General features: G+C 44.8%; 20 protein-coding genes, 1 pseudogene and 1 riboswitch. Of the genes and pseudogenes, 9 read left to right on the forward strand and 12 right to left on the reverse strand.

Annotated elements, in window-relative coordinates; translation table 11 throughout:
• Positions 1-123: 123 nt before the first annotated feature.
• The 6 genes from LJ658_RS08270 to LJ658_RS08295 form a co-directional block, all read right to left on the reverse strand.
• On the reverse strand, positions 124-2,616 hold the full coding sequence (locus tag LJ658_RS08270; RefSeq protein WP_230546014.1) for a M1 family aminopeptidase: 2,493 nt from the start codon (positions 2,614-2,616) through the stop codon (positions 124-126).
• Positions 2,617-2,706: 90 nt separating this feature from the next.
• Positions 2,707-3,774 (reverse strand): ACR3 family arsenite efflux transporter, encoded by a 1,068-nt coding sequence (arsB, locus tag LJ658_RS08275; RefSeq protein ID WP_230546015.1) that lies wholly within the window; start codon positions 3,772-3,774, stop codon positions 2,707-2,709.
• Between the two features lie 2 nt (positions 3,775-3,776).
• Positions 3,777-4,196, reverse strand: a complete 420-nt coding sequence (locus LJ658_RS08280) for an arsenate reductase ArsC (RefSeq protein WP_230546016.1) — start codon at positions 4,194-4,196, stop codon at positions 3,777-3,779.
• Positions 4,197-4,227: 31 nt separating this feature from the next.
• Positions 4,228-4,776, reverse strand: coding sequence for a DUF6428 family protein (locus LJ658_RS08285; protein ID WP_230546017.1), 549 nt, complete (start codon positions 4,774-4,776; stop codon positions 4,228-4,230).
• 48 nt (positions 4,777-4,824) lie between these two features.
• On the reverse strand, positions 4,825-5,154 hold the full coding sequence (locus LJ658_RS08290; RefSeq protein ID WP_230546018.1) for a helix-turn-helix transcriptional regulator: 330 nt from the start codon (positions 5,152-5,154) through the stop codon (positions 4,825-4,827).
• A gap of 117 nt (positions 5,155-5,271) precedes the next feature.
• A complete protein-coding gene (locus LJ658_RS08295) occupies positions 5,272-5,682 on the reverse strand; it encodes a BrxA/BrxB family bacilliredoxin (protein WP_230546150.1) in 411 nt (136 codons plus the stop codon).
• Positions 5,683-5,870: 188 nt separating this feature from the next.
• Between LJ658_RS08295 and LJ658_RS08300 the strand changes: the two genes are divergently transcribed.
• From LJ658_RS08300 to metF, 5 genes and pseudogenes are all read left to right on the forward strand, one after another.
• Complete coding sequence (locus LJ658_RS08300; RefSeq protein WP_230546019.1) at positions 5,871-6,734, forward strand: M23 family metallopeptidase; 864 nt, start codon at positions 5,871-5,873, stop codon at positions 6,732-6,734.
• 11 nt (positions 6,735-6,745) lie between these two features.
• A complete protein-coding gene (locus LJ658_RS08305) occupies positions 6,746-7,132 on the forward strand; it encodes a polymer-forming cytoskeletal protein (RefSeq protein WP_230546020.1) in 387 nt (128 codons plus the stop codon).
• 143 nt (positions 7,133-7,275) lie between these two features.
• Positions 7,276-7,385, forward strand: a riboswitch (SAM riboswitch).
• Positions 7,386-7,516: 131 nt separating this feature from the next.
• A complete protein-coding gene (metH, locus tag LJ658_RS08310; protein WP_230546021.1) occupies positions 7,517-11,203 on the forward strand; it encodes a methionine synthase in 3,687 nt (1,228 codons plus the stop codon).
• A gap of 41 nt (positions 11,204-11,244) precedes the next feature.
• Positions 11,245-11,597: pseudogene (locus LJ658_RS08315) on the forward strand (four helix bundle protein).
• Between the two features lie 23 nt (positions 11,598-11,620).
• On the forward strand, positions 11,621-12,574 hold the full coding sequence (gene metF, locus LJ658_RS08320; RefSeq protein ID WP_230546023.1) for a methylenetetrahydrofolate reductase [NAD(P)H]: 954 nt from the start codon (positions 11,621-11,623) through the stop codon (positions 12,572-12,574).
• Positions 12,575-13,636: 1,062 nt separating this feature from the next.
• Here the strand turns inward: metF and LJ658_RS08325 are convergent.
• Positions 13,637-14,257 carry a hypothetical protein gene (locus tag LJ658_RS08325; RefSeq protein ID WP_230546024.1) on the reverse strand — a complete coding sequence of 207 codons (621 nt, stop codon included), beginning with the start codon at positions 14,255-14,257 and terminating at the stop codon, positions 13,637-13,639.
• 163 nt (positions 14,258-14,420) lie between these two features.
• Between LJ658_RS08325 and LJ658_RS08330 the strand changes: the two genes are divergently transcribed.
• Both LJ658_RS08330 and LJ658_RS08335 read left to right on the forward strand, forming a co-directional pair.
• Positions 14,421-15,197 (forward strand): abortive infection family protein, encoded by a 777-nt coding sequence (locus tag LJ658_RS08330; protein WP_230546025.1) that lies wholly within the window; start codon positions 14,421-14,423, stop codon positions 15,195-15,197.
• Positions 15,198-15,346: 149 nt separating this feature from the next.
• Positions 15,347-16,048: a hypothetical protein gene (locus LJ658_RS08335; RefSeq protein ID WP_230546026.1), complete on the forward strand. Its 702-nt coding sequence runs from the start codon at positions 15,347-15,349 to the stop codon at positions 16,046-16,048.
• A gap of 389 nt (positions 16,049-16,437) precedes the next feature.
• Here LJ658_RS08335 and LJ658_RS08340 read toward each other — a convergent pair whose 3' ends face one another.
• Positions 16,438-17,196, reverse strand: a complete 759-nt coding sequence (locus LJ658_RS08340) for a hypothetical protein (protein WP_230546027.1) — start codon at positions 17,194-17,196, stop codon at positions 16,438-16,440.
• 429 nt (positions 17,197-17,625) lie between these two features.
• Positions 17,626-18,012 carry an outer membrane protein assembly factor BamE gene (locus LJ658_RS08345; RefSeq protein WP_230546028.1) on the reverse strand — a complete coding sequence of 129 codons (387 nt, stop codon included), beginning with the start codon at positions 18,010-18,012 and terminating at the stop codon, positions 17,626-17,628.
• Between the two features lie 71 nt (positions 18,013-18,083).
• Here LJ658_RS08345 and LJ658_RS08350 point away from each other — a divergent pair, with 71 nt between their 5' ends.
• Positions 18,084-19,727: a M28 family metallopeptidase gene (locus LJ658_RS08350; RefSeq protein WP_230546029.1), complete on the forward strand. Its 1,644-nt coding sequence runs from the start codon at positions 18,084-18,086 to the stop codon at positions 19,725-19,727.
• Positions 19,728-19,810: 83 nt separating this feature from the next.
• Here LJ658_RS08350 and thrC read toward each other — a convergent pair whose 3' ends face one another.
• The 3 genes from thrC to thrA form a co-directional block, all read right to left on the reverse strand.
• The gene (gene thrC, locus LJ658_RS08355) at positions 19,811-21,121 is read right to left on the reverse strand and encodes a threonine synthase (protein ID WP_230546030.1); all 1,311 of its coding nucleotides are present in this window, start codon (positions 21,119-21,121) and stop codon (positions 19,811-19,813) included.
• A gap of 61 nt (positions 21,122-21,182) precedes the next feature.
• Positions 21,183-22,166: a homoserine kinase gene (locus LJ658_RS08360; protein ID WP_230546031.1), complete on the reverse strand. Its 984-nt coding sequence runs from the start codon at positions 22,164-22,166 to the stop codon at positions 21,183-21,185.
• 19 nt (positions 22,167-22,185) lie between these two features.
• Positions 22,186-24,645, reverse strand: coding sequence for a bifunctional aspartate kinase/homoserine dehydrogenase I (thrA, locus tag LJ658_RS08365; protein WP_230546032.1), 2,460 nt, complete (start codon positions 24,643-24,645; stop codon positions 22,186-22,188).
• Positions 24,646-24,897: 252 nt separating this feature from the next.
• Between thrA and rsgA the strand changes: the two genes are divergently transcribed.
• A complete protein-coding gene (rsgA, locus tag LJ658_RS08370) occupies positions 24,898-25,818 on the forward strand; it encodes a ribosome small subunit-dependent GTPase A (protein ID WP_230546033.1) in 921 nt (306 codons plus the stop codon).
• Positions 25,819-25,888: the final 70 nt, after the last annotated feature.

Raw genomic sequence — 25,888 nt, forward strand, 5'->3', positions numbered from 1 at the left:
AGTTCATTGTACCTTTATGGCAAAAGTTGGCGTCTATAGATCAATACAGATTTTTTTTCCGGTTGGTATAAACAAAAAAGGGAGGCTCACCCGGCCTCCCTTTTTTGTTACAGTTTAAAATGCTTATTCGGCATTAATCTTTTTAATTGCTTCATCAGCAGCAGTAGCCGATGCGGTATCGCCCATTTGCGTGCGCTGACCTTTTATGGTGTCAAGCATCGTCAACAGTGGGGGTGCAACACCATAAACTTTATATTTTATAGCTGCGTCTTTTATAGCGGCAATTCCCTGTTGCGCATATTCAGGATTTTTAACTGTACCGGTCATCCCGGCAAAGTCCCTGATCATGGCAAATTTAGCCTGTATCCCGGCGTCATTAAACTGTTTATAAACATACGGCCACTCTGCATCTCCGCCTGCGGTGGCGTAAGTATGCATCAATGCCTGGGTAAGGGCGCCTTTGTTGTCCTTTTCAAATCCTTTAGCTAATGACAAAGCCTGCGCAGGATCCTGTAACGATATGGCCGTTAAAGCAGCACCCTGGATAGCATACGATTCGCTTTTTAAAGCCTCTTTAAACGTGTTCATCATGCCGGCGGCTTTTAGCTTGCCTAAGGTTGATATGGCTGCGGCACGTACCAAAGTATTATCGTCAGTTTGTGCTATTGAAAGTAATATCGGCTGGGCCGCGTTGCGTACATCGTCATTAGCCATATTTAAGCCGCGAATAGCTTTAATGCGCAGTCCGTAATATTTGTCTTTTAAAGCGGCAAGCATCACTTTGCGTGCGCCTGCATCACCTTGCTCGGGCGTGGCTTTGTCTATCGCCTCAAAACGGTCAAGAAATAACGGCGCGTTAAAATATTGGAAAACGTATTCTTCCAGTGTTTTGCTGTCCTTTTTCTCGGCCAATAACACCTTATCGCCGTCAACATTTACCAAATCTGGTTTTACTGACGATGCAAAAGTTAAGGTATCGGCCTTATCATTCATCCAAACATTATGGCGAACTTTTTTGCCACCGGCATAGATATCAATAGCCATTGGTAAAATAAAGCCGTTACCATCCTGTGTTTGCTGCAGGTAAACAGTTTCTTTTTTAGCGTCATCATCCCATTTATAACTAATTTTCAGGGTAGGGTTGCCATGTCCGTAATACCATTGGTTAAAGAACCAGTTTAAATCGCGGCCACTGGCTTCCTCTAATGCTAAACGCAGCTGCTGCGCTTCGCCGGCTTTAAAGGCATTTGTTTTAAGATAGATGCCCAATCCTTTATAAAAGGCGTCATAACCCAGGTAGTTACGCAGCATGTTTAAGATCCGGCCACCTTTTTGGTAGGTAACCGCATCAAACACATCTTCCTTGTCATTATAATGAAAACGCACCAGGTCCTTGGCTTTATTAGCCGGATTTGCCAAATAGTTCAGCATGGCCGTGTAGGCATGTGCATCTGCCTCGTCTTTGCCATATTTATGTTCGGCCCAGAGCATTTCGCTAAAGTCGGCGAATGATTCATTCACGGTGAGGTTGCTCCAGCTTTCAGCCGTTACCAAATCGCCAAACCATTGGTGAAACAGCTCATGCGCAATGGTGCTGCGGCCGGCATCATAACCGGCATCTATTAACTCGCGGTGCGTAAGTTGCACGTAATCGCCATGCAAGGTAGCCGATGTGTTTTCCATGGCGCCGCTTACATAATCGCGAACAACTATCTGCGAATATTTGTACCATGGGTAATCAACGCCTAAGGTTTTTGAATAAAACTCAATCAGCTCAGGTGTTTGGCCAAAGATCTCTTTGGCGTAAGGGAAATATTTTGGCTCAAGGTAATAGTTAACCTCTTTGTTGCGCCATTTATCTTTATAGATCTTAAAATCGCCAACGGCCATCATAAACAAATATGGCGAGTGCGGCAACTCTTGTTTCCAGGTGTCAGTACGGGTACCGTCGCCGTTAACTTTTTGCACGGCCAGCCTGCCGTTTGATAAAGTGACATACTTTGCGGGCACGGTCATGCTGATCTCATCAGTAGTTTTTTGTTCAGACTTATCAATGGTCGGGAACCAGCACGATGAGCTTTCGGTTTCGCCCTGTGTCCAGATCTGGGTTGGCTTATCTTTTTCTGTGCCATCGGGGTTAATAAAATACAAACCCTTGGCATCATTGATAGCAGCGCTGCCTTTTACATGCAGTTGGTTAGGTTTTGATGTGTAGTCAATATACACCGTATAGTTTTCGTTATTGCGATAAACCCTGTCCAGCTGGATGGCCAGGCTTAGACTATCCTCGTATTTATATTTAAGCGGGAAGTTTTTACCGTTCTTAACAACCGAGATATTGTTGATATCCATGCCTTTGGCGTCAAGCCTTAAGGTGTCAGTCGGGTAAAAATGGGGTTTCAATGTAACCCATTCCTTGCCATACAGGTAGCGTTTTTTATAATCAAAACGCACATCCAGTTTGGTGTGGATCAAATCATTGATACGGGTTGGTGTAGCCCGGTACATTTTTAGAGCGGGGCTTTCGGCCTTTGGCGCCTGTGCCATTACCGGGCTTAGCGAGGCGGCGGTAATTACCATACCGGTTAGCAAACCGGTTAACGTGGTTTTTTTCATACAGAATATTGAATCAGTTATAAGCGAAATTAATAGTTTTAATTTAAATAACTAAGACTGCTGCCCACTGAAATTGTTACGGCCGTGGTTTTAATCAGGCCGATAATATTTTTTGCGGAACCAAAACGCCAGGTTAACCAAAGCAATCAATGCCGGCACTTCAACCAGCGGGCCTATTACGCCGGTAAAAGCTTCGCCCGAGTTAATGCCGAACACGCCAATGGCTACTGCAATAGCCAGCTCGAAATTATTGCCGGTTGCGGTAAAGGCTATTGCTGTGGTACGCGAATAATCAGCACCGAATGATTTGCCGATAAAGAAGCTCAGCACAAACATAATGGCAAAATAAACAGCCAGCGGGATAGCTATGCGTACAACATCCATTGGTATTTGTATAATAAGATTGCCTTTAAGGCTAAACATGATTATAATGGTAAACAACAGCGCTATTAAAGTAACGGGCGATATAAAAGGCACGTATTTGTTTTGAAACCATTCTTCGCCTTTAAGTTTTATCAGGGCGTAACGGCTGATGATACCCGCTGCAAACGGTATGCCCAGGTAAATGCCGACGCTTTTGGCTATGGCACCAATAGTAATATCGACAGCCAGTCCCTTTAACCCAAATAAGGGTGGTAAAACGGTAATGAATACGTAGGCATAAACGCTGTATAACAGTACCTGGAAGATGCTGTTTAGGGCGATAAGCCCGGCGGCGTATTCGCGGTTACCTTCGGCCAGCTCATTCCATACCACCACCATGGCAATACAACGCGCCAGGCCTATCAGGATCAAACCAATCATATACGCCGGGTGGTCGCGTAAAAAGGTGATGGCCAGTATAAACATCAACAGCGGGCCAACCACCCAGTTCAGGATCAATGACGCGCTTAATACTTTGGTGTCTTTAAATACCTCGCCCATGTTTTCATATTTAACTTTTGCCAGCGGCGGATACATCATCAATATCAAACCAACCGCCAGAGGCAGGTTGGTTGTGCCGCTTGAAAATGAGTTGATAAAAGCCGCTGATGAGGGTATAAAATATCCCGTAGCAACACCAATACCCATAGCTAAAAATATCCACAAGGTTAAATAACGGTCAAGAAACCCCAGTTTTTTACGCCCTGCCACGGGTGCGCAATGATCTATAGCCATGATCAGGATTTTAAATTTTCGTTGACGAAATTTTGAATATACTGACGGATCAACTCGCGCACGGCCCTAAATTGCTCCATGATCTCTTCTTCGGTGCCGGTTGCTTTTGCCGGATCGGGGAAATTGTAATGCAGCTTAACCGCCCTGGTTGGGAAATAAGGGCAGCTTTCCTTAGCATTGTCACATACGGTAATTACGTAGTCGAAATCAATATCCAGGTACTCATTAATATTATTAGAGGTATGATGGGATATATCGATGCCATCGCGTTTCATGATTTCAATGGCACGCGGGTTCACCCCATGGGTTTCTATACCTGCGCTGTAGATATTTGCTTTGTCGCCCGCAAAATAACGCAGGTAACCTTCGGCTATCTGGCTGCGGCAGCTGTTTCCGGTGCAAAGCACCAATACATTTTTCATTTGTTTACAGTTAAGTTATTTTAAATCAGGATTAGCAGCAGCCTGCGCCGGGCGTACAAACGGCCGTAGCTGCAACCAGGTTCTTTAACTGAACTTTTGGCTTAGCCACGGTTTCAGTTGTGCAACACGCTTCATTTTTGTCATTAGTACCGCAACTGCCGCCACGTTCTATAGCTTTGCATTGTACGGTGTCCGCACGCAGATCAACTAACAGGTTTTCCTTATTAATAACAATATCGTTCGGCAGCATTTGTCGCGCGTCGAAGCCGGTGTTTCCAAATTCGATTTTGACGATGCCATCCGGATCAAGCTGCAATGATTTTTCGACGATGTTTATAATTGACAGCGCCTTAGCCGCCGTCATTGATCTTTCCTGGTCATTTACCGCAGGTTCGTAAAGCTGGACGATGGTTTCTGTCCACCGGTTTACCATGCCGCCACAGTCGACGGCCGTTATCACCGCCTGTTTAATCTCCGTGATATGGAAAGATGGATCAACCATTTTGCCGTCAGCATATTGAAATTGCAGGTGAAGGCCCGGGTTACTTACCAGGGCTTGTTTAAATGTTTGCCAGTTCATGATTCGTATGTTTAATTGTAATATTACGATGTATTGATATAAAAAATTTTAGCAGCAGTTGTTTTTAACCGTATAGGATGCAAACAGACTGTTTAATTCATTTTGCAGGTTGTCCCAGGCGTTGGGCTCTATACAATAACATACGCTTACGCCTTCAATGGTACCTTGTATTAAACCTGCATTTTTAAGTTCTTTTAAATGTTGTGATATGGTGGCCTGTGCCAAACCCAGTTCAGTCACCAGATCGCCGCAAATGCAGGTATTGGCCTTAATCAGTTCCTGCAGAATAGCAATCCGCGCCGGGTGGGCAATTGCTTTTAGCTGTACGGCCAGTTTATTTTGCCCGGCTGTAAATATTTCTGTTTTGGTTATCCCCATTGTATTATTTAACTACATCGCAATATTACGATTAATAATTCAGATTGCAAAAAAATCCGCTGTTTTTACAACGGATTTTTTATATATCAAGGTTAATTAGCCTTTACTGATTGCTGCTTAGCAGTATTGCTCAAACGCGCCAATCAGGTTATCGGCTATCATTTGTGCAGGGCGGCCTTCAATCTGGTAGCGCTCAATCATATGTACCAATTTGCCATCTTTAAACAAAGCCATAGCGGGTGATGACGGCGGGTAAGGCAACATATAGTTGCGGGCGGTATCAACAGCTTCTTTTTCCATCCCGGCAAAAACAGTTACAAATTTATCGGGATGTTTTGCGTTTTGCGTAGCCATGCGTGCAGCGGGGCGCGCATTGGCAGCAGCACAACCGCAAACAGAATTTACCATTACAAGTACAGTTCCCGGTGCTTCAATGGCGTTTTTAACAGCATCGGCATCTTTTAATTCTTCAAAACCAACTCTGGTAAGCTCTTCCCTCATTGGGGTAACTAAATATTCTGGATACATCATAAGGCATCTATTTTTAAGAAATTATCCACAAAAATAATAAATAGGTAACACTAACGGTTTAAAATTCGTAATACTACATCTTGCTGACAATGGCAGAATACAAACCAAATGTTAAATTGTTTAAATAATATTGTTTTGTTACTGCCTTTTTATAAATTGCAGACCCCTAAATGTTATAAGTGTAAATGAAAGTTAGCCCAAAAGACATTAGTACAATTGTTATCTTAAGTAAGAATAAACAAAGTACTAGGACGATCCAGGTGCGTACTCACCATCTAGCCCGCTTAAAATATTATGCTTTGGGTTTGCTAGGTGTGCTGACACTTTTAATCGGATCAATTGTTTTGCTGCAAAAAAGAAGCCGGCAGCAAGAGGCTGAAAAGCAGCTGTTACTTACCCAGATCATAAGCCTGAAAGGGCAAATCCCGATAGCCCTTAAAAAAGAAGGTGAAAAAAATTCGGCCCAAAGCTATATACAGGCCATAGAAGGCAAACTAAAAAATATTAATGATTATTTAAGAAAGCGTGGTTTAAAAGGCTTTTCTACCAAATCTGTTGGTGGTGACGGTACAGCTGATGCCAAACTTACAGACAAGGAAGTTTACATGGCTTACAATGATTATTTAACCCACCTGGTAAATAGCGTAGCCTTTACCCCTATGGGCTATCCGCGTATCAGTTCCATGACTTCAAGTTTCGGTTTCAGGAGCGATCCTTTCAATTCGGCACATGCCGAATTTCATCCCGGCATTGATTTTAAAGGCGAACGTGGCGATGTTGCCAAGTGCACAGCTAACGGCAGGGTTGTATCTGCCGGGTGGAACGGTGGTTACGGTAACTGCGTTCGGGTAGCGCATTCTAACGGTTTTGAAACGCTGTACGGACATTTATCACGTATTACCGTAAGGGTTGGGCAGCAACTGGCCGTGGGCGATAAAGTGGGCGAAGTAGGTTCAACCGGGCGTTCAACCGGTGCACATTTACATTATGAAGTACGTAAAGACGGAAAACCGGTTAATCCGGTTAAATTTTTAACCGTAAATAATTAATCAGAGCAACAATGGGGGTTTTTTCAAAAAAAGATAAAATAGCGCTTGACCAGCAGGCGATATCAACGTTAATTAGCGAAGGAAGCACCATAACAGGTAACTTAAACGCACCTGCTGTTGCACGTATTGACGGCCATGTAAACGGCGACGTACAGGTAGATGAGGGGCTGATATTAGGCGAAAAAGGCCTCATAACCGGCAATATCACTACCAAAGAAATGACCATTTACGGTACGGTAAATGGTAACATCGCCGTACAGTCGCTTGAAATTAAAGGAACAGGTAAAGTTACCGGCGATATCGAAACTGTCACGCTGCTGGTGGAAGCGGGCGGCGTTTACAACGGTCACCTGGCAATGTCGGTAACCGATACCAAACAAATTAAGCAAATAGCTTAAAGATAGACCTATCCTGTTCATATGGGCACCGGCATTCATTCGGTCGCACAGCTGTAATCAATGCCTCAAAAAGGCGTTTCCTAATCTAAACTCTACCACCAAATGTGACTTGTATATTACCATTTTATTACGCACCTTTGCGTTGCTTATAGAGAAAGACGGAGGGATTAGACCCTGCGATGTCTTAGCAACCTGTTGCTTAACAAGGTGCTACATTCTACTCAGACCAATGACGGTTCGGGACAGATAAGTGAAAGTCAAAAAATCAATATCCGACTTTTCGAAATAAGCATATTTTTAATGTTGTAAGTTATACGTTGTGAGTTGTACGTTTTGCGTTGCTTTCAACCTTTAACCTGCAACCTACAACACTCAAATCCAAAAATGGATATAAAAGAAGAACTAAAAAAACGAATACTAATCATTGACGGCGCAATGGGTACCATGATACAACGGTACCAGTTAACCGAAAAGGATTTTCGCGGGGAACGATTTAAGGATCACCCAAGTGACCTGCAGGGCAATAATGACCTGCTAAATATTACGCGCCCGGATATTATCAGGGCTATTCATACCGAATACATGGATGCCGGCGCAGATATCATCGAAACAAATACTTTTAGCACCCAGGTAATTTCGCTGGCCGATTATCACCTGGAAGAACTGGCTTATGAGTTGAGCTATGAAGGTGCACGTATAGCGCGCGAGGCGGCCGACGAATATACCTTGAAAACCCCCAACAAACCACGTTTTGTAGCCGGTGCTGTCGGTCCGACTAACCGTACGGCGTCTTTGTCGCCTGATGTGAACGACCCGGGTTACCGCGCCGTTACGTTTGATGACCTGGCTGATGCGTATTACGACCAGGTACGTGGCCTGGTTGATGGCGGATCGGACGTGTTGCTGATTGAAACCATATTTGATACTTTAAATGCAAAAGCAGCCTTATTTGCTGTTAACCGGTATGCTCATGAAAGCGGCAAGCACCTTCCGGTAATGATATCCGGAACGATTACCGATGCTTCGGGCCGTACCCTTTCGGGGCAAACCGTCGAAGCATTCTGGAACTCGGTGCGCCATGCTAACCTGCTGTCGGTAGGCTTAAATTGTGCGCTGGGTGCCAAAGAAATGCGCCCGCATATCCAGGAATTGTCCGAGAAAGCCGATGTGTTTATCTCGGCCTATCCAAACGCCGGTTTACCAAACGAGTTTGGCCAGTATGACGAAACCGCGCACGAAACCGCCCACCAGGTTGACGACTTTATGAAAGCCGGCCTGGTAAATATTGTAGGCGGTTGTTGTGGTACTACGCCCGATCACATCAGGTGTATTGCCGAGCGCGCCGAAAAATATTCGCCGCGTTTAATACCCGTGGTTGAGCCGTACATGCGCTTAAGCGGATTGGAAGCCGTAACCATAACCCCCGAAAGCATTTTTGTAAACGTGGGCGAGCGTACCAACATTACCGGTTCGCCAAAATTCTCGAAGCTGATCCTGGCCGAGAATTACGAAGAGGCCCTTACCGTTGCCCGCCAGCAGGTAGAAGGCGGCGCGCAGGTTATTGATATCAACATGGATGAGGGTATGATCGATTCGGAAGCCGTTATGGTGAAATTCCTGAACCTGGTTGCGTCCGAGCCGGATATTTCCAAACTGCCCATCATGATCGACTCGTCAAAATGGACGGTGATCGAGGCGGGTTTAAAATGTATCCAGGGTAAGGGTATCGTTAACTCTATCTCGCTGAAAGAAGGCGAAGAGAAGTTTAAAGAATACGCCCGTAAGATCCTAAGCTATGGTGCTGCAACAGTCGTAATGGCTTTTGACGAAACAGGCCAGGCTGATAATTTAGAGCGCCGTAAAGAGATCTGCCAAAGATCATACAACATATTAGTTAACGAAGTTGGTTTCCCGCCGCAGGATATCATATTCGACCCGAATATTTTAACCGTGGCTACGGGATTGGAAGAACATAATAACTACGCGGTCGACTTTATTGACGCCACCCGCTGGATCAAAGAAAACCTGCCTTATGCCAAAGTTAGCGGCGGGGTAAGTAATATTTCGTTCTCCTTCAGGGGCAACAACGTGGTGCGCGAGGCGATGCACTCGGCCTTCCTTTACCATGCTATTAAGGCAGGTATGGACATGGGTATTGTTAACGCCGGCATGCTTGAAGTTTACCAGGAAATCGATAAAGAATTATTGGTGCTGGTTGAAGACGTACTGCTAAACCGCCGCGACGATGCCACCGAGCGCCTGGTTGAATATGCCGATACCGTAAAAAGTAAAGGCAAGGAGATCGTACGCGACGAGGAGTGGCGCAAAGAGCCCGTTGAGAGCCGTTTGTCGCACGCGCTGGTAAAAGGTATCATCGAGTATCTGGATGACGACGTAGAGGAAGCCAGGCAGAAATACGCCAAGCCGCTGGAAGTGATCGAAGGCCCGTTAATGGACGGGATGAATATCGTAGGCGACCTCTTTGGCGCAGGCAAAATGTTTTTACCGCAGGTGGTAAAATCGGCCCGGGTAATGAAGAAGGCGGTGGCTTATTTATTGCCGTTTATTGAGTTAGAGAAACAGCGTGTTATTGATGCAGGTGAAGACTCAAGCGGAAGCCGGGCAAACGCAGGCAAGGTTTTAATGGCCACCGTAAAAGGTGATGTACACGATATCGGCAAAAATATCGTGGGTGTGGTTTTGGCCTGTAATAATTTCGAGGTTATTGACCTTGGCGTTATGGTGCCGGCACAACGCATTATTGACGAAGCGATTAAACAGGAAGTTGATATAATAGGGCTAAGCGGGTTAATTACGCCGTCGCTTGATGAAATGGTGCATTTTGCCAAGGAGATGGAGCGCCAAAATTTCACTATTCCGTTAATTATTGGCGGCGCTACTACTTCGCGCATTCACGCGGCGGTAAAGGTCGCTCCAAATTATTCGGGTGCCGCTATTCACGTGCTGGATGCATCGCGCAGCGTAACGGTTTGCAGCAGCCTGATGAACCGTGATACCCGCGATAGCTATATCCAAGGCATTAAGGACGAATACGAAAAAGCCCGCGAGGCCCACGCCAATAAAAAATCAGACAAGCGTTTTGTAACGCTGGAGCAGGCCCGTGCCGATAAGTTCCAGATTGATTTGAACAAAGTAGCGCCGAAACCGGCCTTTACCGGGACTAAGGTTTTTGAGGCCTATCCGTTGGCTGATTTGGTGCCTTATATCGACTGGACACCGTTCTTCCATACCTGGGAGTTGCGGGGCAGCTATCCAAAGATCTTTGAAGATAAGTTTGTAGGCGTTGAGGCTAAGAAATTATTTGATGATGCCCAAAAGCTGTTAAAAGAAATTGTAGATAATAACCTGCTGCAGGCAAACGGCGTTATCGGCTTCTGGCCGGCAAACGCGGTTGGTGATGACATAGAATTGTTTACCGACGAAACCCGCACGCAACAGCTGGCACGCATCCATACCCTGCGCCAGCAATCGGAAAAAGTTAAAGGCGAGCCTTATTATGCCCTGTCAGATTTTGTGGCGCCTAAAGAAAGCGGCGTGGCCGATTATTTTGGCGGATTTGCCGTTACTACCGGCATTGGGTGCGACGAGCTGGTGGCTAAATTTGAAAAGGATTACGACGATTATAACAGTATCATGGCTAAAGCCTTGGCCGACAGGCTGGCCGAAGCCTTTGCCGAAAAAATGCACGAGCTGGTACGTAAAGAATACTGGGGCTATTCAAGCGGCGAGAGCCTGACGGTTGAAGAACTGGTAAAAGAAGAGTACCAGGGCATCCGCCCGGCACCGGGATACCCCGCCTGCCCCGAGCATACCGAGAAGATCACTTTATTTGATTTGCTGAAAGCCGAAGATAACGCGCATATGCACCTGACCGAAAGTTTGGCCATGACACCGGCCGCCTCCGTGAGCGGGTTTTATTTCGCGCACCCGCAGTCGCGTTATTTTGGTTTGAACAAGATCAGTAAAGATCAGATCGAGGATTACGCCAAAAGGAAAAATATGACCGTTGAGACGGTGGAACGTTGGTTGGGGCCGAATCTGAACTATTAGATGAGTATCAGGTAGCTAGTATCAAGTAGCAAGACAATAGGATGCATAATTTTAAGGAATTGAAAGTATGGAAAGCTGGGATAGAAGTCACTAAAGCGATATTCATATTAACCCGGACTTTTCCGTCCGAAGAAAAATTTGGACTAATTGCTCAAATGACACGTTCAGCTGTTTCTATCCCTTCAAATATTGCCGAAGGATGCGGAAGAAAATCTAACAGAGAATTGCATCAATTCCTTAATATTGCATTAGGTTCGTCATTTGAGCTTAAACACAAATCATCATTGCCAAAGAATTTAATTATATAACACCAGAAAAATCAGAAGACATTTGCGCTGCTATTATCGAAATCCAGAAGATGATATCGGGACTGCAAAAAAGTCTAAATACTTGATACCAGTTACTTGATACTTATTCATGAAAATCACCGAACACATAGCAAACGCCAAAGGCAAAACCCTTTTTTCCTTCGAGCTACTTCCGCCGATAAAGGGCCAGAGCATCCAGGGCATCTACAATGCCATTGATCCTTTAATGGAGTTTAAACCCCCGTTTATTGATGTTACCTCATCGCGCGAGGACAGCGTTTATAAAGAACATCCTAACGGACTGCTGGAAAAAGTTAGCTATCGCAAACGCCCCGGTACCGTTGCCGTATGCGCGGCCATCATGAATAAGTATGGGGTGGATGCCGTTCCGCATTTAATTTGTGGCGGGTTTACCAAAGAGGAGACTGAATATGCGTTAATCGACCTGCAATTTTTAGGTATTGAAAACGTATTGGTGCTGCGTGGCGATGCCCGGAAAACAGAGTCGTCATTTGTGCCTACCCCCGGCGGCCATAATTATGCAACCGATCTGCTGGAGCAGGTGGTGAACATGAACAAGGGCAAATACCTGCATGAAGATCATGAGGCCGTAAAATCCGATTTTTGTATCGGCGTTGCCGGCTACCCCGAAAAACATTTTGAGGCGCCCAACCTTAAAACCGACTTTAAATATTTAAAGCAGAAGATAGATAACGGTGCCGGTTTTATCGTAACCCAAATGTTTTATGATAACAGTAAGTACATTGAGTTTGTAAAAACCTGTCGCGATAATGGCATTACGGTGCCTATTATTCCGGGTTTAAAACCAATCACTTCATCAAAACAATTAATTAACCTGCCAAAGATATTCCACATCGATATCCCTGATGCTTTAAGCGATGCGGTACATGCCTGTAAATCAGAAGCCGAGGTAAAAGAAGTGGGTATTGAATGGATGATCAACCAGTGTAAAGAACTGATAGCAGTTGGTGCGCCTGTGCTGCATTTTTACACCATGGGTAATCCCGGCCCTACAAAACGGATCGCCGAAGCGATATTTTAGCGGGCAAAACACTTACGGGGTTTTATAAATTTCGTAGGTCTGCCACATTGTAAATCTGCCACTCCGTAAAGCGATACCTGCCAATTGCCGGCTCATAACTGCTGCTAAATTGGGCGTTGCCTGCGGCCCACGCTTTCCGCTCATACTGCGCAGGCCTTAGCCACCGGGCCGGTATCCGCTGCAATCGTTAACGCGGGGGGGGGGCGGTGATTATCCGCCGGTAGAGACGCAATGCATTGCGTCTCTACCACCAAGCCAGCGCACGCACACACCCCGCCAGACTAATCAATTGTGTAATCTTTCCAACCCCGCCCGCCGTTGTTGGTGTTGTCACCAACAACTATGCACCAGGCCCGGTATTACGGTATTCCGTTAATAAACGCGTTGCGACGCTCATGGCTTTTCACCAACACGTCATTGCGGGGAAGGAAGATAACCGACCATCGGGAGCTCATTGATTCCTATAAAAAACAATTATCAAATCAATAATCTCTACATAAGCTAATCAATTGTGTAAAATCTTTCCAACCCCGCCCGCCGTTGTTGGTGTTGTCACCAACAATTGTGCACCAGGCCCGGTATTACGGTATCCGTTAATAAACGCGTTGCGACGCTCATTGCCGCTAAGGCTAGTTAGTTTTTCGCTGTTGTTGTTTTTTTAAAGGAGCTCAAGAGGGCTACGCCGTTTACCTTAGATGCAAAGTAACCAAACATCAAGCCGGAAAAATCCTTCCGCCCACAGGCAAAACACCCCGGCCCGCGTTTTCCGGCAGGCCTTTGCGCTTTGGATGGAGGCAAAATTCCCCACCACGACATTGCGAAGAACGAAGACAACCGACCATCGGGAGCTCATTGATTCCTATAAAAAACAATTATCAAATCAATAATCTCTACGGAAGCTAAGCAAATGTGCAGAATCTTTCCAACCCGCTGCCCCAATGCCGCCGACTTCGCACAGCGGATACAGTTAAGCTGAAAGCTTAACCTATTTTAGGTCGAAGTTACGCTATGCTAAACTTCAACCAGTGGGGAGACAACGAGGGTAGCCTCAAACTTATATCTTTATTCATCATCTTCTAATTCATGCCAGTAAATAAAATCGGACAGATTTTCAAGACTCTTATAAATGTCCTCAAAACGAGAAACAAAGTTCTCTAAGTCAATTTCTGCATCTCCTATTAGACCTACATAAAAGTGATGTTCGTATTTAGTATTAAAAGGATATCTCGAAAAATCCATGTTGTCTTTTTTGTCAGTAGCATTTATTTTATAAAACAATTCGTTTATGTAAGCTTCTAAGTTCTCCATACTCGAATCGAACTCCTTTATCGACATTTGACCACCGTAGATTTTGATTTTTGATTTAACAGTTTTGTAAATCTGTTTTATATTATGACTTCCTTCAATACGTAAATCCAATTTCATATATTTATTTAACATCCAAGTTATTGCTTTTAAGTATAACTCTATGCCATGATTTACATTAGTTAATATAGGAAAGATTAATATATCAGCTTTTTTATCAGAATTATTAATCAAACAAAGTCTTGCTAACCTAATGGACGAAAGCATAAATCCTTCCGCTAAATTTAAAATGTTAAGAATGTCATTATGGGAAGACATTCTCCAATCGAGAAAGGCGATTTTATCTATATCTGGGTTTCTTGAGAAAATTGCTTGCATACAATAAACTTACAAGTTTATAATGCATTTACACTGGATATCAATATGATTAATTCATTATTTAAACAGAGTGCTTACGGTAACGTGGAAAAAGTTATTAGTATGCCTTAACAAACTATGGTATATTTGTTTACCCTCAATTTAAAGTTTGATAGTAAGTAAAATGGAACAAACCATATCACCTAAATATTTGATGAAACTTATTAAAGAAGTTCATGAGGTTATTTGGAAAGAATACAATTCATATAAAGAAGCAAGGCTATATATAGAAAAATGGCACGAAACGAGGGAGGATCGGAATAGTTATTGGGAGAATTTTGAAATCATAAAAAAACCAACCGGTGACATAGACCTATTAGCCACGTTACACGGGATTGATAGTAAAACAATACTTCAAATTGCAGTAGATTTGGGTGTAGATACGCCGGATTTTATACCAAGTATAGCGACTTTTAGGAATGAGATTAAATCAGACTACCAAACAGCAAACGCAACATTTGATAAGGCATTTAAACAAATCGAGACTCATCCAGATATTGCGATTGGGCTGGCAAATTCTGCCTTAGAAAGTATTGTCAAAGAAATCTTAAAGGATGATAGAATATCAATAACCAATAAAGAAAGTGATACTCTATATGACTTAACAAGCTGTCTATTGAAAGAATTTAAGTTATTTCCTAAATCTGATTTGCCGTCTGAAATTAAGACTATTGGTAGCTCAATGCTTGCAATTAATAAAGCAGTTGAAGAATTAAGAAGTACCAGCACAAGCTTCCATGGAAAAACGGATGGCGATTATTTAATAAATGACCCAATTTACACTTACTTTATCGTTAATAGTGTTACCACAGTAGGCCTATTCCTAAAAACCTACTACAAAACGAAATTTCCCCGAGTCGAAATAATTAGCGCACCTGAAGATGAAGACCTTCCTTTTTAAAAGTTAAAGTAATTGCCCCGCCCATGTCGGTGTTATCGCCAACATGTACCCATGTGTTGTAATATTAAACCCGATGACCAGCCCGGTTGTTGGTTATTACCAACAACCGGCCAACCTCTGATTCCCTTTTTAAATATTATCTTTAAATCATGAAAAAGGAATACAAAAACCAAATATTTCAGTTTCTTTTGAGTCACGAACTCGGTATCGATAACTTCGAAATTAAAGAAAAGCAATTAATAAGCTTTAGTCATATAGGCGCAAGAGAAGGGGTAGTAATAAGTTATAAACCGGCTCCTGAATACCTATTCTGTTTTTTGGAAGATAATGATAGTTTCGGCCATTTTATACCAGCATCAGTAGATTTCCAACCTAAACTCTCGCTAAGAACTTTAACTGACGACTCAATCTTTTTTCAGGACGCTTTTGATTTGTTTCGCTTATGGCTTGAAAGGGATATTGCAGATTTCATAAAAAATACTAGCGAAGTCGACCTGTGGGCTTCCTATCAACGGGCTGCCCTTGCTAATAATATAACTACAATTGATTATGAAGATGTAACAGGTTTTACACATCGAGAAAAAGAAAGTATAAAAATAGCCTTGGCGGAACTTAGATTATTGATTACAGAACGATACGCTGAGAATGACATACACCGGGAAGTGATTAATCATCAAATTCGGTATCTAACAGATCGGGTTGAAGTTTTAAACAAGGCCGATTGGAAAGGTATTTTAACCAACACTATAATTAGCATTTGTATTGCACTGTCTTTGGATAGTCAAAAAGGTGCCGAATTATTACAGTTGGTAATTCAAGTTTTCCAGTTCGCTCCAGGATTACATAATTAATTCTTACCTCCCTACAGATGCCCTCCGCTACCGCAAGCGTCCCGCTTGTGGTGCACCATACAGGTAAACGATAACCAGGCAGGGCGTCAACCTATCACCGTACCACAAGCGGAACGCTTGCGGTAGCGCCTTAATATTACCTTGTTTCTTGCGTTAGGGGTAGGAGCGGATACCGGCCCCGCGCTTAAGGCCTGCGCAGTATGAGCGGATAACCCGGGCCGCAGGCAACGCCCATATTATCATCACTTCGCCACCCATTACAAAGTACGGTAACCCGGCCCGACAAAATAGTGACGCTACCTTATCACCATTTTTAAGAGGGCATTTTGGCCCAAAACGACAAAGCCCGCGGTTGTGCCGCGGGCTTTGTCATTTTCAATAATCCCAGGCTAATTACGCTGAACCTTATAGCCTAAACCAATATTCAGATTGATAAACACGTTGCTTTGTTTATTATCCGGTCCGTTTTGGAGCTTGTAATTATCATCAACTCTCCAGGGGCTGTTTGAAGTTTGTAAATAATAGCCCAACCTTATGCCGATTGGCAAACTGCGGTGGATGGAGATATTATCCATCTTTTTATCCTTCATAGGGATAAGGTAATCGAAACCGCCGCCAAACTCCAGGCCGAAACGCGGGTTCCACAGCGTTTTACTTGCGGTCAGGTTCAACAATTCGGGCGAAAAGTTGCTGGTATTTTGCATCCGCGAATTATCCTGGATGCGCAGCATGGCGGTAGACAGGTTGATGCCTACAAACGGGAAAGCACGCATTTTTGCCGTGGTGGACACATCATAACCTAAGCGCCCATAAATTTGGTACTGGTTGTATTTTGCCCGGATACCATTGGCCGCATTAGATGCCGAAGTGGAGGTAAAGCTTGCACCTATGCCATCTTCAATTACCCAGTTGTTACGGATATGGTTCATGGAAAGGCTGAGCCAGTAGTTGCTTTCGGGTAGAGCCGGGATGCCGTTGGCGTTCAGTATGCCGTTTAGCTGGCCCAGCTTGCTTTGGCGGTACATGCCCTGTACCTGCATGGTGCCGGCCACTTCTTTTGGAAAATCGTCCTGCGCGCGGGCCGTGGTACCTATCGTCAGCAGACCTGCAGCAAACAATAGCGTGTAAGTTAATTTGGTCATCTTCATGTGTTGGTTGATTTATTGGTTGTTTAAAGAACAATCAATAACTACGGCTTTTGTTTGCTGCTGGTTTTATTAAATGATTCCTGGCTGCTCTGTTTCGCTCCGCTTTTAGGCCGCGTCATCAGTGGAATTTAACCCCAAAAATTTCAAAACAGGTGATCCGCTTTTACTGATCCGCTCCTCAAAAAATGGCGAAAAACAGCCGTTTTACAATGCTTTGATTGACAGTAAATTAACTAAATTTTGAACCTGAAAGCCCAGACGAATAAGACTGATCCAAAGTGATCCGCTCTGAAAGCTAAAATGTTTATTTACAGCAGGTTAACTAAAACAGGTGATCCGGGTGATCCATATTTTTAAGTGGATCACCCGGTCTATAAATGGGGCCGCTCCAGGTGTTACATCTGTACCTGCGACAGTACAAGTGGTACGCTATTTCTTCTTCTTTTCCTTGTCGGTATGATCGTAGATCTCAAACCTGGTCACTACCGAATCTTTATTAAAATAAACGATCAGGCTCTTTTTATGTACAGGTTTCTTGCGGCCATAGTTGTAGCTGTCGTCAATGAGCTGGTAGGTGAACTTCAGCGGGTCGCGCCGCTGCGGGCTGCCTAACGAATCAATCACCTGCCGGTAGGTCAGGCCCTTGATCTGGTGGTTAGCCATCAGGTCCTCCACGATGTCATCGCGCAGCGGATAATCCAACCCGTCGCCATAGCTCCATTTCTGGCGGTCGAACTTGCTGCCACTGCCACATCCTGCCAGCGCGATAACGCCAAACAGGCCAATTAGAAACTGAAACAACAACTTTTTTATCATAGCGCTAATTTACAATCAAAACTAATAAAGCCATTGCGTAAATTCTTATATTCGTTAAAATCAAAATTAACATGATCAGATTTACGCAACGCCTGCTGTTAGCTGTTACGGCTATAACGGCTGTCTCCTGTAGCCAAAATAAAACTGTTGATGAGCAGGACGGTTTATCCGCTTTCAATAAAGACAGCCTTATCAATCATATCAAAGTTCTGTCGTCTGACGAGTACAAGGGTCGCCGCCCCTTTACCGAAGGAGAGGTGAAGACCATTGCTTATCTTGAAAAAACCTATAAGGGCCTGGGGCTTGAGCCCGGGAACGGCAGCAGTTACCTGCAGGATGTGCCGATGGTTGAGATCACGCCTAAGTCGGTGTCGCCATTAAAGGTACAATCTGCAAAAGGCAGCTTCGAACTTAAAAACATGGACGATTTTGTGATGTGGACCGAACGTACCGATACCCTGCAAACATTAAACAACGATGACGTGGTATTTGCCGGTTTTGGCGTTGTGGCCCCCGAATATAACTGGAACGACTATGCCGGCCTTGATGTAAAAGGCAAAGTAGTAATGGTGATGGTGAATGACCCGGGTTTTGAAACCGGCGACACCACCCTGTTTAAAGGTAAAACCATGACTTACTACGGCCGCTGGACCTATAAATTTGAAGAAGCCGCCCGGCAGGGTGCAAAGGGTTGTATCATTGTGCATAATACCGCTGCTGCGTCGTATCCGTTCCATGTGGTACAAAACTCAAACGGCGGCGTTAAGCTGTATTTAGATAAAAGGGCAAGCCATACCTACCAGTTGGCCATGCAGGGGTGGGTGACCCACGAAAGTGCCGTTAAAATATTACAGGCGGGCGGGAAAGATACAAGCGTGCTGCATACTGCCAACCAACATGGTTTTAAAGGATTTAATACCGGTGTTAAGCTAACTGAGACCTTGAAAGCTAAAGCGGTATTCAATAAGTCGCATAACGTAGTAGCCAAAATAACCGGTACCAAGCGCCCTGATGAATATATTATTTACACTGCGCACTGGGATCACCTGGGTGTAGGTAAGCCTGATGCCAAAGGCGATACGATTTATAACGGCGCCCTGGACAACGCCAGCGGGACAGCCGCCATTTTAGAAATTGCCCGCGCGTTTAAAAGCCTGAAAACTCCACCCGAAAGAACGGTTATCTTCCTTTCGGTAACAGCCGAGGAGCAGGGTTTGCTGGGTTCTGAATATTATGGTGAAAACCCAATTTATCCGCTGAACAAAACAGTAGCCAATATTAACATCGATGGGTTTAATAACATAGGTAAAACCAGGGATGTAACCATATCAGGAAGCGGGCAATCGCAACTGGAGGACTATTTAAAAGATCAGCTTAAAAAAGACGGACGCTACCTGGCGCCGGAAGCGCACCCGGAGGCAGGCCATTATTTCAGGTCTGACCATTTTAGTTTTGCAAAGGTTGGCGTACCGTCAATCACTATTGGCGGAGGAATTGATAACGTTGAAAAAGGTAAAGAATACGGTAAAAAAAAGCAGGAGGAATATATAGCTGTACGCTACCATCAGCCTGCCGATCAGTTTGATTCAACATGGAATCTGGACGGCGGTTTGGAAGATATTGAATTGATATTTAAGATAGGGAAGCGCCTTGCCTTTGAAACCAGCTTCCCGCAATGGAACGCGGGATCAGAGTTTAAGAAGCTGAGGAAGTAAATAGGAGAACAGGCCTCTTCAAATGAGGGGCCTGTATTATTGGTTCCACGCCTGGCTTACCCGCCTTCTTCTGGTGTGGCTGGTTAATTATTCTTCAATAAATAATCTTTAAATCCTTCAAAATCTTTACCCAACGCAACTGATTGCTTCGACTTAGTCTGCAGCTCTTTTACCTGGGCCGGTGTATCAATTTGCGCCGCGATCTCCTGCGGGAAAACACCAGGGAATTTGCAGGGATGCGCAGTTGATAAAAATATACCCGCGGTGCCATCAGCATGTACATCCTGCTGATAATCTTTTAAGGCCTGCCAGGCAATAGCAGTATGCGGGCAGACCACATATTTATAGTGGTCATACACGGCTTTGATAGCGGCAGTGGTTTCGTCGTCGGTAAAGCTGTAACCTGTTACCAGCTTGTTGAGCCCGCTCATGTCGTCTTTAAACATGTCAGCAATGCGTACCCAGTTACTCGGGTTGCCCACATCCATGGCGTTTGATAGCGTAGCTACTGATGGTTTAGGTTGATAAATGCCGTTCTTTAAAAATTGGGGTACTGTATCATTAGCATTGGTGGCGGCAATAAACCGTTCGACAGGCAAGCCCATTTTCCAGGCTAATAAACCTGCGCCAATATTTCCAAAATTACCACTGGGAACAGAGAAAACGATTTTGCTCTTCCCTTGCTTTAAAGCCTGTGCGTAGGCGTTAAAGTAATAAAAGGTTTGTGGTATTAGCCGGGCAATGTTAATAGAGTTGGCAGATGTTAAACGATACCGGGCATTCAATTCGGCATCTGTAAATGCTTGTTTCACCAATGCCTGGCAATCGTCAAACGTGCCGTCAATCTCCAATGCGCGGATATTTTGGCCGTTGGTAGTTAATTGCAGCTCCTGTATGTCGCTTACTTTGCCTTTTGGATACAATATCGTAACACGGGTATTCGGTACGCCCAGGAAGCCCAGGGCTACGGCGCCGCCGGTATCGCCCGAGGTGGCCACCAATACATCCAGTTGTTTCTCGCCTTCTTCCAGGAAATAACTCATTACCCGGCTCATAAAGCGGGCGCCAAAATCTTTAAATGCTAGCGATGGCCCGTGGAAAAGCTCCAATACAAAAACATCTTCTTCCAGCTTTACAATAGGCGCATAAAAGTTGATGGCGTCATCTATAATCGCTTTCAGTTCGTCGGCCGGAATATCATCACCCAATAAATTTTGCGCCACATGAAAAGCAATTTCAGGCAGGGTATAGCCATCCAGATTGTTGATAAACTTATCATCCAGGCGGGGGATAGTAACGGGCATATATAACCCCTTATCCTGCGGCATGCTGTTAAATACCGCGTCTTTAAAACTCACGCGGCTCAAGGTATTATTGGTACTGTAAAATTTCATTTGATTTTGGATGACGGTTGTTCTATTTCAGATTTCTGACTTTTTTTATTTTGACTTTAACTTACCCTATTACCTTCGGCCCCGCATCATTTATTGGAGACACATAGCCGTTTGATCCGATCTTGATACCGGTTAAATGCCGTTGCAGTTTTAGGGTGATGGCATGTGCGGTGGCTTCATCGCGGGTAAAAGCAAATACTGATGGGCCGGAACCGGATATGCCAAAGCTTATTGCGCCCAGCTCCATCGCCATTTCGCGCATTTTATAAAAATCGGGTATCAGCATGGAGCGTACCGGCTCAACCAGCACGTCCTGCATGCTGCGCCCTATCAGGTCCAGATCGTTCATAAATAAACCGCTTACCAAACCGGCTATATTACCCCATTGGGTAACGGCATCTTTCATGTTAATTTTTGTTCGGATGATTTGCCTGGCCTCGCGGGTTGGCACATCAACATCCGGGAAAACTATAGCACAATACAGCTCTTTTGGATGCGGTAGCCGTACCACATCAAGCGGTTCATAGCTGCGTACCAATACAAATCCGCCAAATAAAGCAGGGGCAACATTATCAGCATGCCCATGGCCGCAAGCCATTTCTTCACCCTTCATGGCGAAGGGAAGCTGGTGGATAGGGTCGCTGGTATCGCCCAGTAAAGTCTTGGCTGCAAATAAACCGGCAACAGTACTGGCCGAGCTCGAACCCAAACCACTGCCGATGGGCATGTTTTTATGCAACTCAATATCCAAACCTAAATCGGTACGTCCAATGCTTTCCAGGTAGTGCTTAACACTCACGCTTACGGTGTTTTTAGCCGGGTCCATGGGTAAACGGCCATCATCGCCGGTAATTTTACTGATGGTGATACCCGGTTTATGGGTAACCCGCATAACAACCTCGTCGCCCGGCGCATTAACTGCGAAACCCAGAACATCAAATCCGCATACGACATTGGCGACAGTCGCCGGTGCAAAGACCTGGATGCTGGTGCCTGCTTTCGCATCAGCAACCGGTGACTTCAATTCTTGTATATTATCTTCCATAACAATATTTCATGGGCTGTTAATTAGCCCCAACATTAATCAAATCAGCGAATACACCCGCGGCGGTAACTTCTGCGCCCGCGCCGGGGCCCTTAATAACCAGCGGCCGCTCTTTATACCTGTCAGTGGTAAACGATATGATATTATCACTGCCCGACAGCATGTAGAAAGGATGGTTCTCATCAACCATCTCTAAAGTGATGGATGCTTTACCATCTTCCAGCTTACCTATATATCTTAACACTTTGCCATCGGCCTCCGCGCGATTTTTAATAGCGGCAAAAAAGGCGTCTTCGGTTATCAGGGTTTTATAAAAATCTTCCACACTTTCTGCATCCAGGCAAGCCTGCGGTAACATGCTTTCTATAGCTACATCCGAAGTTTCTAAAGCATAACCTGCATCGCGCGCAAGGATGAGCATTTTGCGCATAAAGTCGGTACCGCGCAGGTCGTCGCGCGGGTCGGGCTCGGTGTAGCCTTTTTCCTGCGCCAGTTTAACGGTGTCATGAAAGTTGGCATCGCCTCTGAAATTATTAAACAGAAAAGATATGGTGCCCGATAAGATAGCCTCTATCTTTTGTACTCTGTCGCCGCTGTTCATCAAATCCTTTAATGTGCGGATAATGGGTAAACCCGCGCCCACGTTGGTTTCATAAAAGAAATCAACCCCGTGCTGGCGTGCGCTGTCCCTGAATGTTTTGTACTGCTCATAGGGCCCCGAATTACCAATTTTATTACAGGTGACAATAGAGATGGTCGATTTTAAAACATCCTCATAAAAGGCAATAGGTTTGGGGCTGGCAGTGTTGTCAATAAACACGCAGTTAGGCAGGTTCATGCTCTTCATCTTGGCGATGAACGCGGGCAGGTCGGCTTGTTCGTCCGATGCCTCCAATGTTTGTTCCCAATTATTCAACGGGATACCGTCCTCATTGAAAACCATTTTGCGGGTATTGCTTATGCCGGCTATTTTAACCTGTATGCCATTGTTGTCGTGTAAAAATGCGGTGTGTGCGTTTAATTGTTTAAATAAAGTTTTGCCGATGTTGCCGGTACCTAAACAAAAAGCATGAAGTGTTTTGGTTAGTTGCACAAAGAATGCGTCGTGTACCGCATTTAAAGCTTTCGCCAGGTCGGTGGCCGAGATGATCACAGAAATGTTGTACTCTGACGATCCCTGCGCAATGGCTCGTACATTAACCCCGTTACGGCCCAATGAATGAAATAGTTTGCCGGATACACCCGGGGTTTCTTTCATGTTCTCGCCAACAACGGCCAGTATGGCCAGGTCTTTTTCTATCTCTACATGCTCCAGTTTTTTGGCCAGCAGTTCCAGCTCAAACTCTTGTTCAATTACCAGGCGGGCACGCTCGGTATCGCCGGGCGATACGGCAAAAGTAATGCTATGTTCAGACGATGACTGCGTAATCAATATCACGTTGATCTGCTCGCGGGCCAGCAAGGAAAACAACCGGCCGCTAAAGCCCGATTTGCCTACCATACCGCTGCCCTCAACATTTAATATGCTGATGTTGTTGATAGACGAGATCCCCTTTATAGCCAGGCTTGACGGTTTGCAAACGTGCTGTATCACCGTACCCTCAAATTCGGGCTCGAAAGTGTTTTTAATAACAATGGGGATCTTCTTTAAAAACGCCGGGATCATAGTCGGCGGATAAATAACCTTCGCGCCGAAATAGGATAATTCCATTGCTTCGGTATAGGTGAGCTCGGTTAATGAGAAAGCCTTTTTCACCATGCGCGGGTCGGCGGTCATCATGCCGTTAACGTCGGTCCAGATCTGGATCTCGGTGGCGTTAAGTGCCGCGCCAAAAATAGCCGCGGTATAGTCACTGCCACCACGGCCCAGGGTGGTTAGCTGGCCCGCGTCATTGCTGGCAATAAAGCCGGTAACAAATAAGGTTTTGCCTTTATTTTCCTGGTAAAGCCCGCGGATCAGCTGTTCGCTTAATTCGGTATTTACTTTGGCCTGGCCAAATGAACTATCGGTCTTTATAACTTCCGAAGCGTCAACAAAAACTGCCGGGAAATATTGCGCCGCAATTTTGCTGATCATCAAGGTCGAGCAGCGCTCGCCATAACTTATTACCAGGTCGCGTGTTTTTGGGGTAAGCTCACGCAAGGTTAATATGCCCTGCAGCAATTCTTCCAGGTGGTTAAAGTTGATCTTTAAACGGGTTAGCGCCGGGTTTTGGTCACGGATCTCTAAAAGGCTTTTTACGATATCAAAATGACGCTGTTCCAAGCCCGCCAGTTGTAGGGCAAAATCATTGCCTTTTGCGGCCTCTTCGGCCATAGCAATCAACTGGTTGGTTACACCACTCATGGCTGATAATACAACCACCGGTTTATCAGCAGTGGCTTGCCTAACTTCGTCCTCCTTTTGCAGGATGTTTAACAGGGTTTGAATACTTTCGACCGAACCTACGGATGTCCCGCCAAATTTTAGAATTTTCATTTGTAAGTATATTTAAAACAAAAGCGCCTTCCTCTGTGTGGAGGAAGGCGCTCATGTGGTTTTTATTTTTATGTCTTTACACCATACGATTATCTTCCTCCGAGGCTATAGCCGGTGGTGGTTGTAATCGTTGTTGTTGTGTTAATCAGTTTCATATAATGTCTGTAAAGTAAGTAGATATTTATTTAATAAGCAAGGATTAAATAAAAAAAGTACGATTGAAGGTAAAAAGGCTAATTTTGCTCTAATACAATGCAGGGACTAATTACAAAATCAACCGGAAGCTGGTACCAGGTGCGAACACCTGAAGGAGCAAGATATGATTGCCGGATTAAAGGGATATTCCGTACAAAAGGTATAACCACCACCAATCCGCTGGCTGTTGGCGATATTGTTGATTTTGATCTGGAGCCCGAGCAGCAGACAGGTGTTATCACTAAGCTGCATCAGCGTAAAAACTATATCATCCGTAAATCCATTAACCTGTCAAAACAGGCGCAAATTATTGCCGCCAATCTCGACCAGGCTTTATTGGTAGTTACGTTGGCTTCGCCGCGGACTTCACTGGGGTTTATAGACCGTTTCCTGGTAACTGCCGAAGCTTATGGCATCCCGGCAAGACTCATCTATAATAAGCTTGATCTGTTTAGCGATGAAGGCTTGGCTATACTGGCCGATTACCGGGAGGTTTATGAAAAAATCGGCTATCCCTGCTATGAGGTTTCGGCTTTGGAAGGCACCAACATCAGCCTGGTGCAGGATCTGTTAAAAGATAAGGTAACTTTATTCTCGGGTCATTCGGGCGTAGGTAAATCAAGTTTGATCAATGCTTTGTTGCCCGACCTGGAACTACGCACCAGCGAAGTGTCTGAATGGAGCGACAAGGGTACGCATACCACCACTTTTGCCGAAATGTTTGAACTGCCGCAGGGCGGATTTATAATTGACACCCCCGGCATACGCGAATTGGGCGTGATAGATATTGAAAAGCAGGAACTGGGCCATTTCTTCCCGGAGATGCGCAGCCGCATGCGCAATTGTAAATTTAACAACTGCCAGCATATCAATGAGCCGGGTTGTGCGGTATTGGCCGCATTGGAGAACGGCGAAATTGAACTATCCCGTTATGAAAGCTATTTGAGCATTTATAACGGGAATGATACGCGGGCATAGCTACCGTAAATTATTGGGTTTTGAAAACCCAATGCCCGCTTAATAAGTTATAATAGTTGTAATAAACCAA

This window comes from Mucilaginibacter sp. UR6-11, assembly GCF_020880695.1.
Classification (GTDB): domain Bacteria; phylum Bacteroidota; class Bacteroidia; order Sphingobacteriales; family Sphingobacteriaceae; genus Mucilaginibacter.

Coding starts and splice junctions, on each gene's coding strand:
- LJ658_RS08290 (WP_230546018.1), bottom strand. CDS start 5,154: ATGGGGATAACCAAAACAGAAATATTTACAGCCGGGCAAAATAAACTG.
- LJ658_RS08280 (WP_230546016.1), bottom strand. CDS start 4,196: ATGAAAAATGTATTGGTGCTTTGCACCGGAAACAGCTGCCGCAGCCAG.
- LJ658_RS08270 (WP_230546014.1), bottom strand. CDS start 2,616: ATGAAAAAAACCACGTTAACCGGTTTGCTAACCGGTATGGTAATTACC.
- thrA (WP_230546032.1), bottom strand. CDS start 24,645: ATGAAAATTCTAAAATTTGGCGGGACATCCGTAGGTTCGGTCGAAAGT.
- LJ658_RS08285 (WP_230546017.1), bottom strand. CDS start 4,776: ATGAACTGGCAAACATTTAAACAAGCCCTGGTAAGTAACCCGGGCCTT.
- LJ658_RS08345 (WP_230546028.1), bottom strand. CDS start 18,012: ATGATAAAAAAGTTGTTGTTTCAGTTTCTAATTGGCCTGTTTGGCGTT.
- LJ658_RS08300 (WP_230546019.1), top strand. CDS start 5,871: ATGAAAGTTAGCCCAAAAGACATTAGTACAATTGTTATCTTAAGTAAG.
- arsB (WP_230546015.1), bottom strand. CDS start 3,774: ATGGCTATAGATCATTGCGCACCCGTGGCAGGGCGTAAAAAACTGGGG.
- LJ658_RS08305 (WP_230546020.1), top strand. CDS start 6,746: ATGGGGGTTTTTTCAAAAAAAGATAAAATAGCGCTTGACCAGCAGGCG.
- rsgA (WP_230546033.1), top strand. CDS start 24,898: ATGCAGGGACTAATTACAAAATCAACCGGAAGCTGGTACCAGGTGCGA.
- LJ658_RS08325 (WP_230546024.1), bottom strand. CDS start 14,257: ATGCAAGCAATTTTCTCAAGAAACCCAGATATAGATAAAATCGCCTTT.
- LJ658_RS08360 (WP_230546031.1), bottom strand. CDS start 22,166: ATGGAAGATAATATACAAGAATTGAAGTCACCGGTTGCTGATGCGAAA.
- metF (WP_230546023.1), top strand. CDS start 11,621: ATGAAAATCACCGAACACATAGCAAACGCCAAAGGCAAAACCCTTTTT.
- LJ658_RS08340 (WP_230546027.1), bottom strand. CDS start 17,196: ATGAAGATGACCAAATTAACTTACACGCTATTGTTTGCTGCAGGTCTG.
- LJ658_RS08350 (WP_230546029.1), top strand. CDS start 18,084: ATGATCAGATTTACGCAACGCCTGCTGTTAGCTGTTACGGCTATAACG.
- LJ658_RS08330 (WP_230546025.1), top strand. CDS start 14,421: ATGGAACAAACCATATCACCTAAATATTTGATGAAACTTATTAAAGAA.
- LJ658_RS08295 (WP_230546150.1), bottom strand. CDS start 5,682: ATGTATCCAGAATATTTAGTTACCCCAATGAGGGAAGAGCTTACCAGA.
- metH (WP_230546021.1), top strand. CDS start 7,517: ATGGATATAAAAGAAGAACTAAAAAAACGAATACTAATCATTGACGGC.
- thrC (WP_230546030.1), bottom strand. CDS start 21,121: ATGAAATTTTACAGTACCAATAATACCTTGAGCCGCGTGAGTTTTAAA.
- LJ658_RS08335 (WP_230546026.1), top strand. CDS start 15,347: ATGAAAAAGGAATACAAAAACCAAATATTTCAGTTTCTTTTGAGTCAC.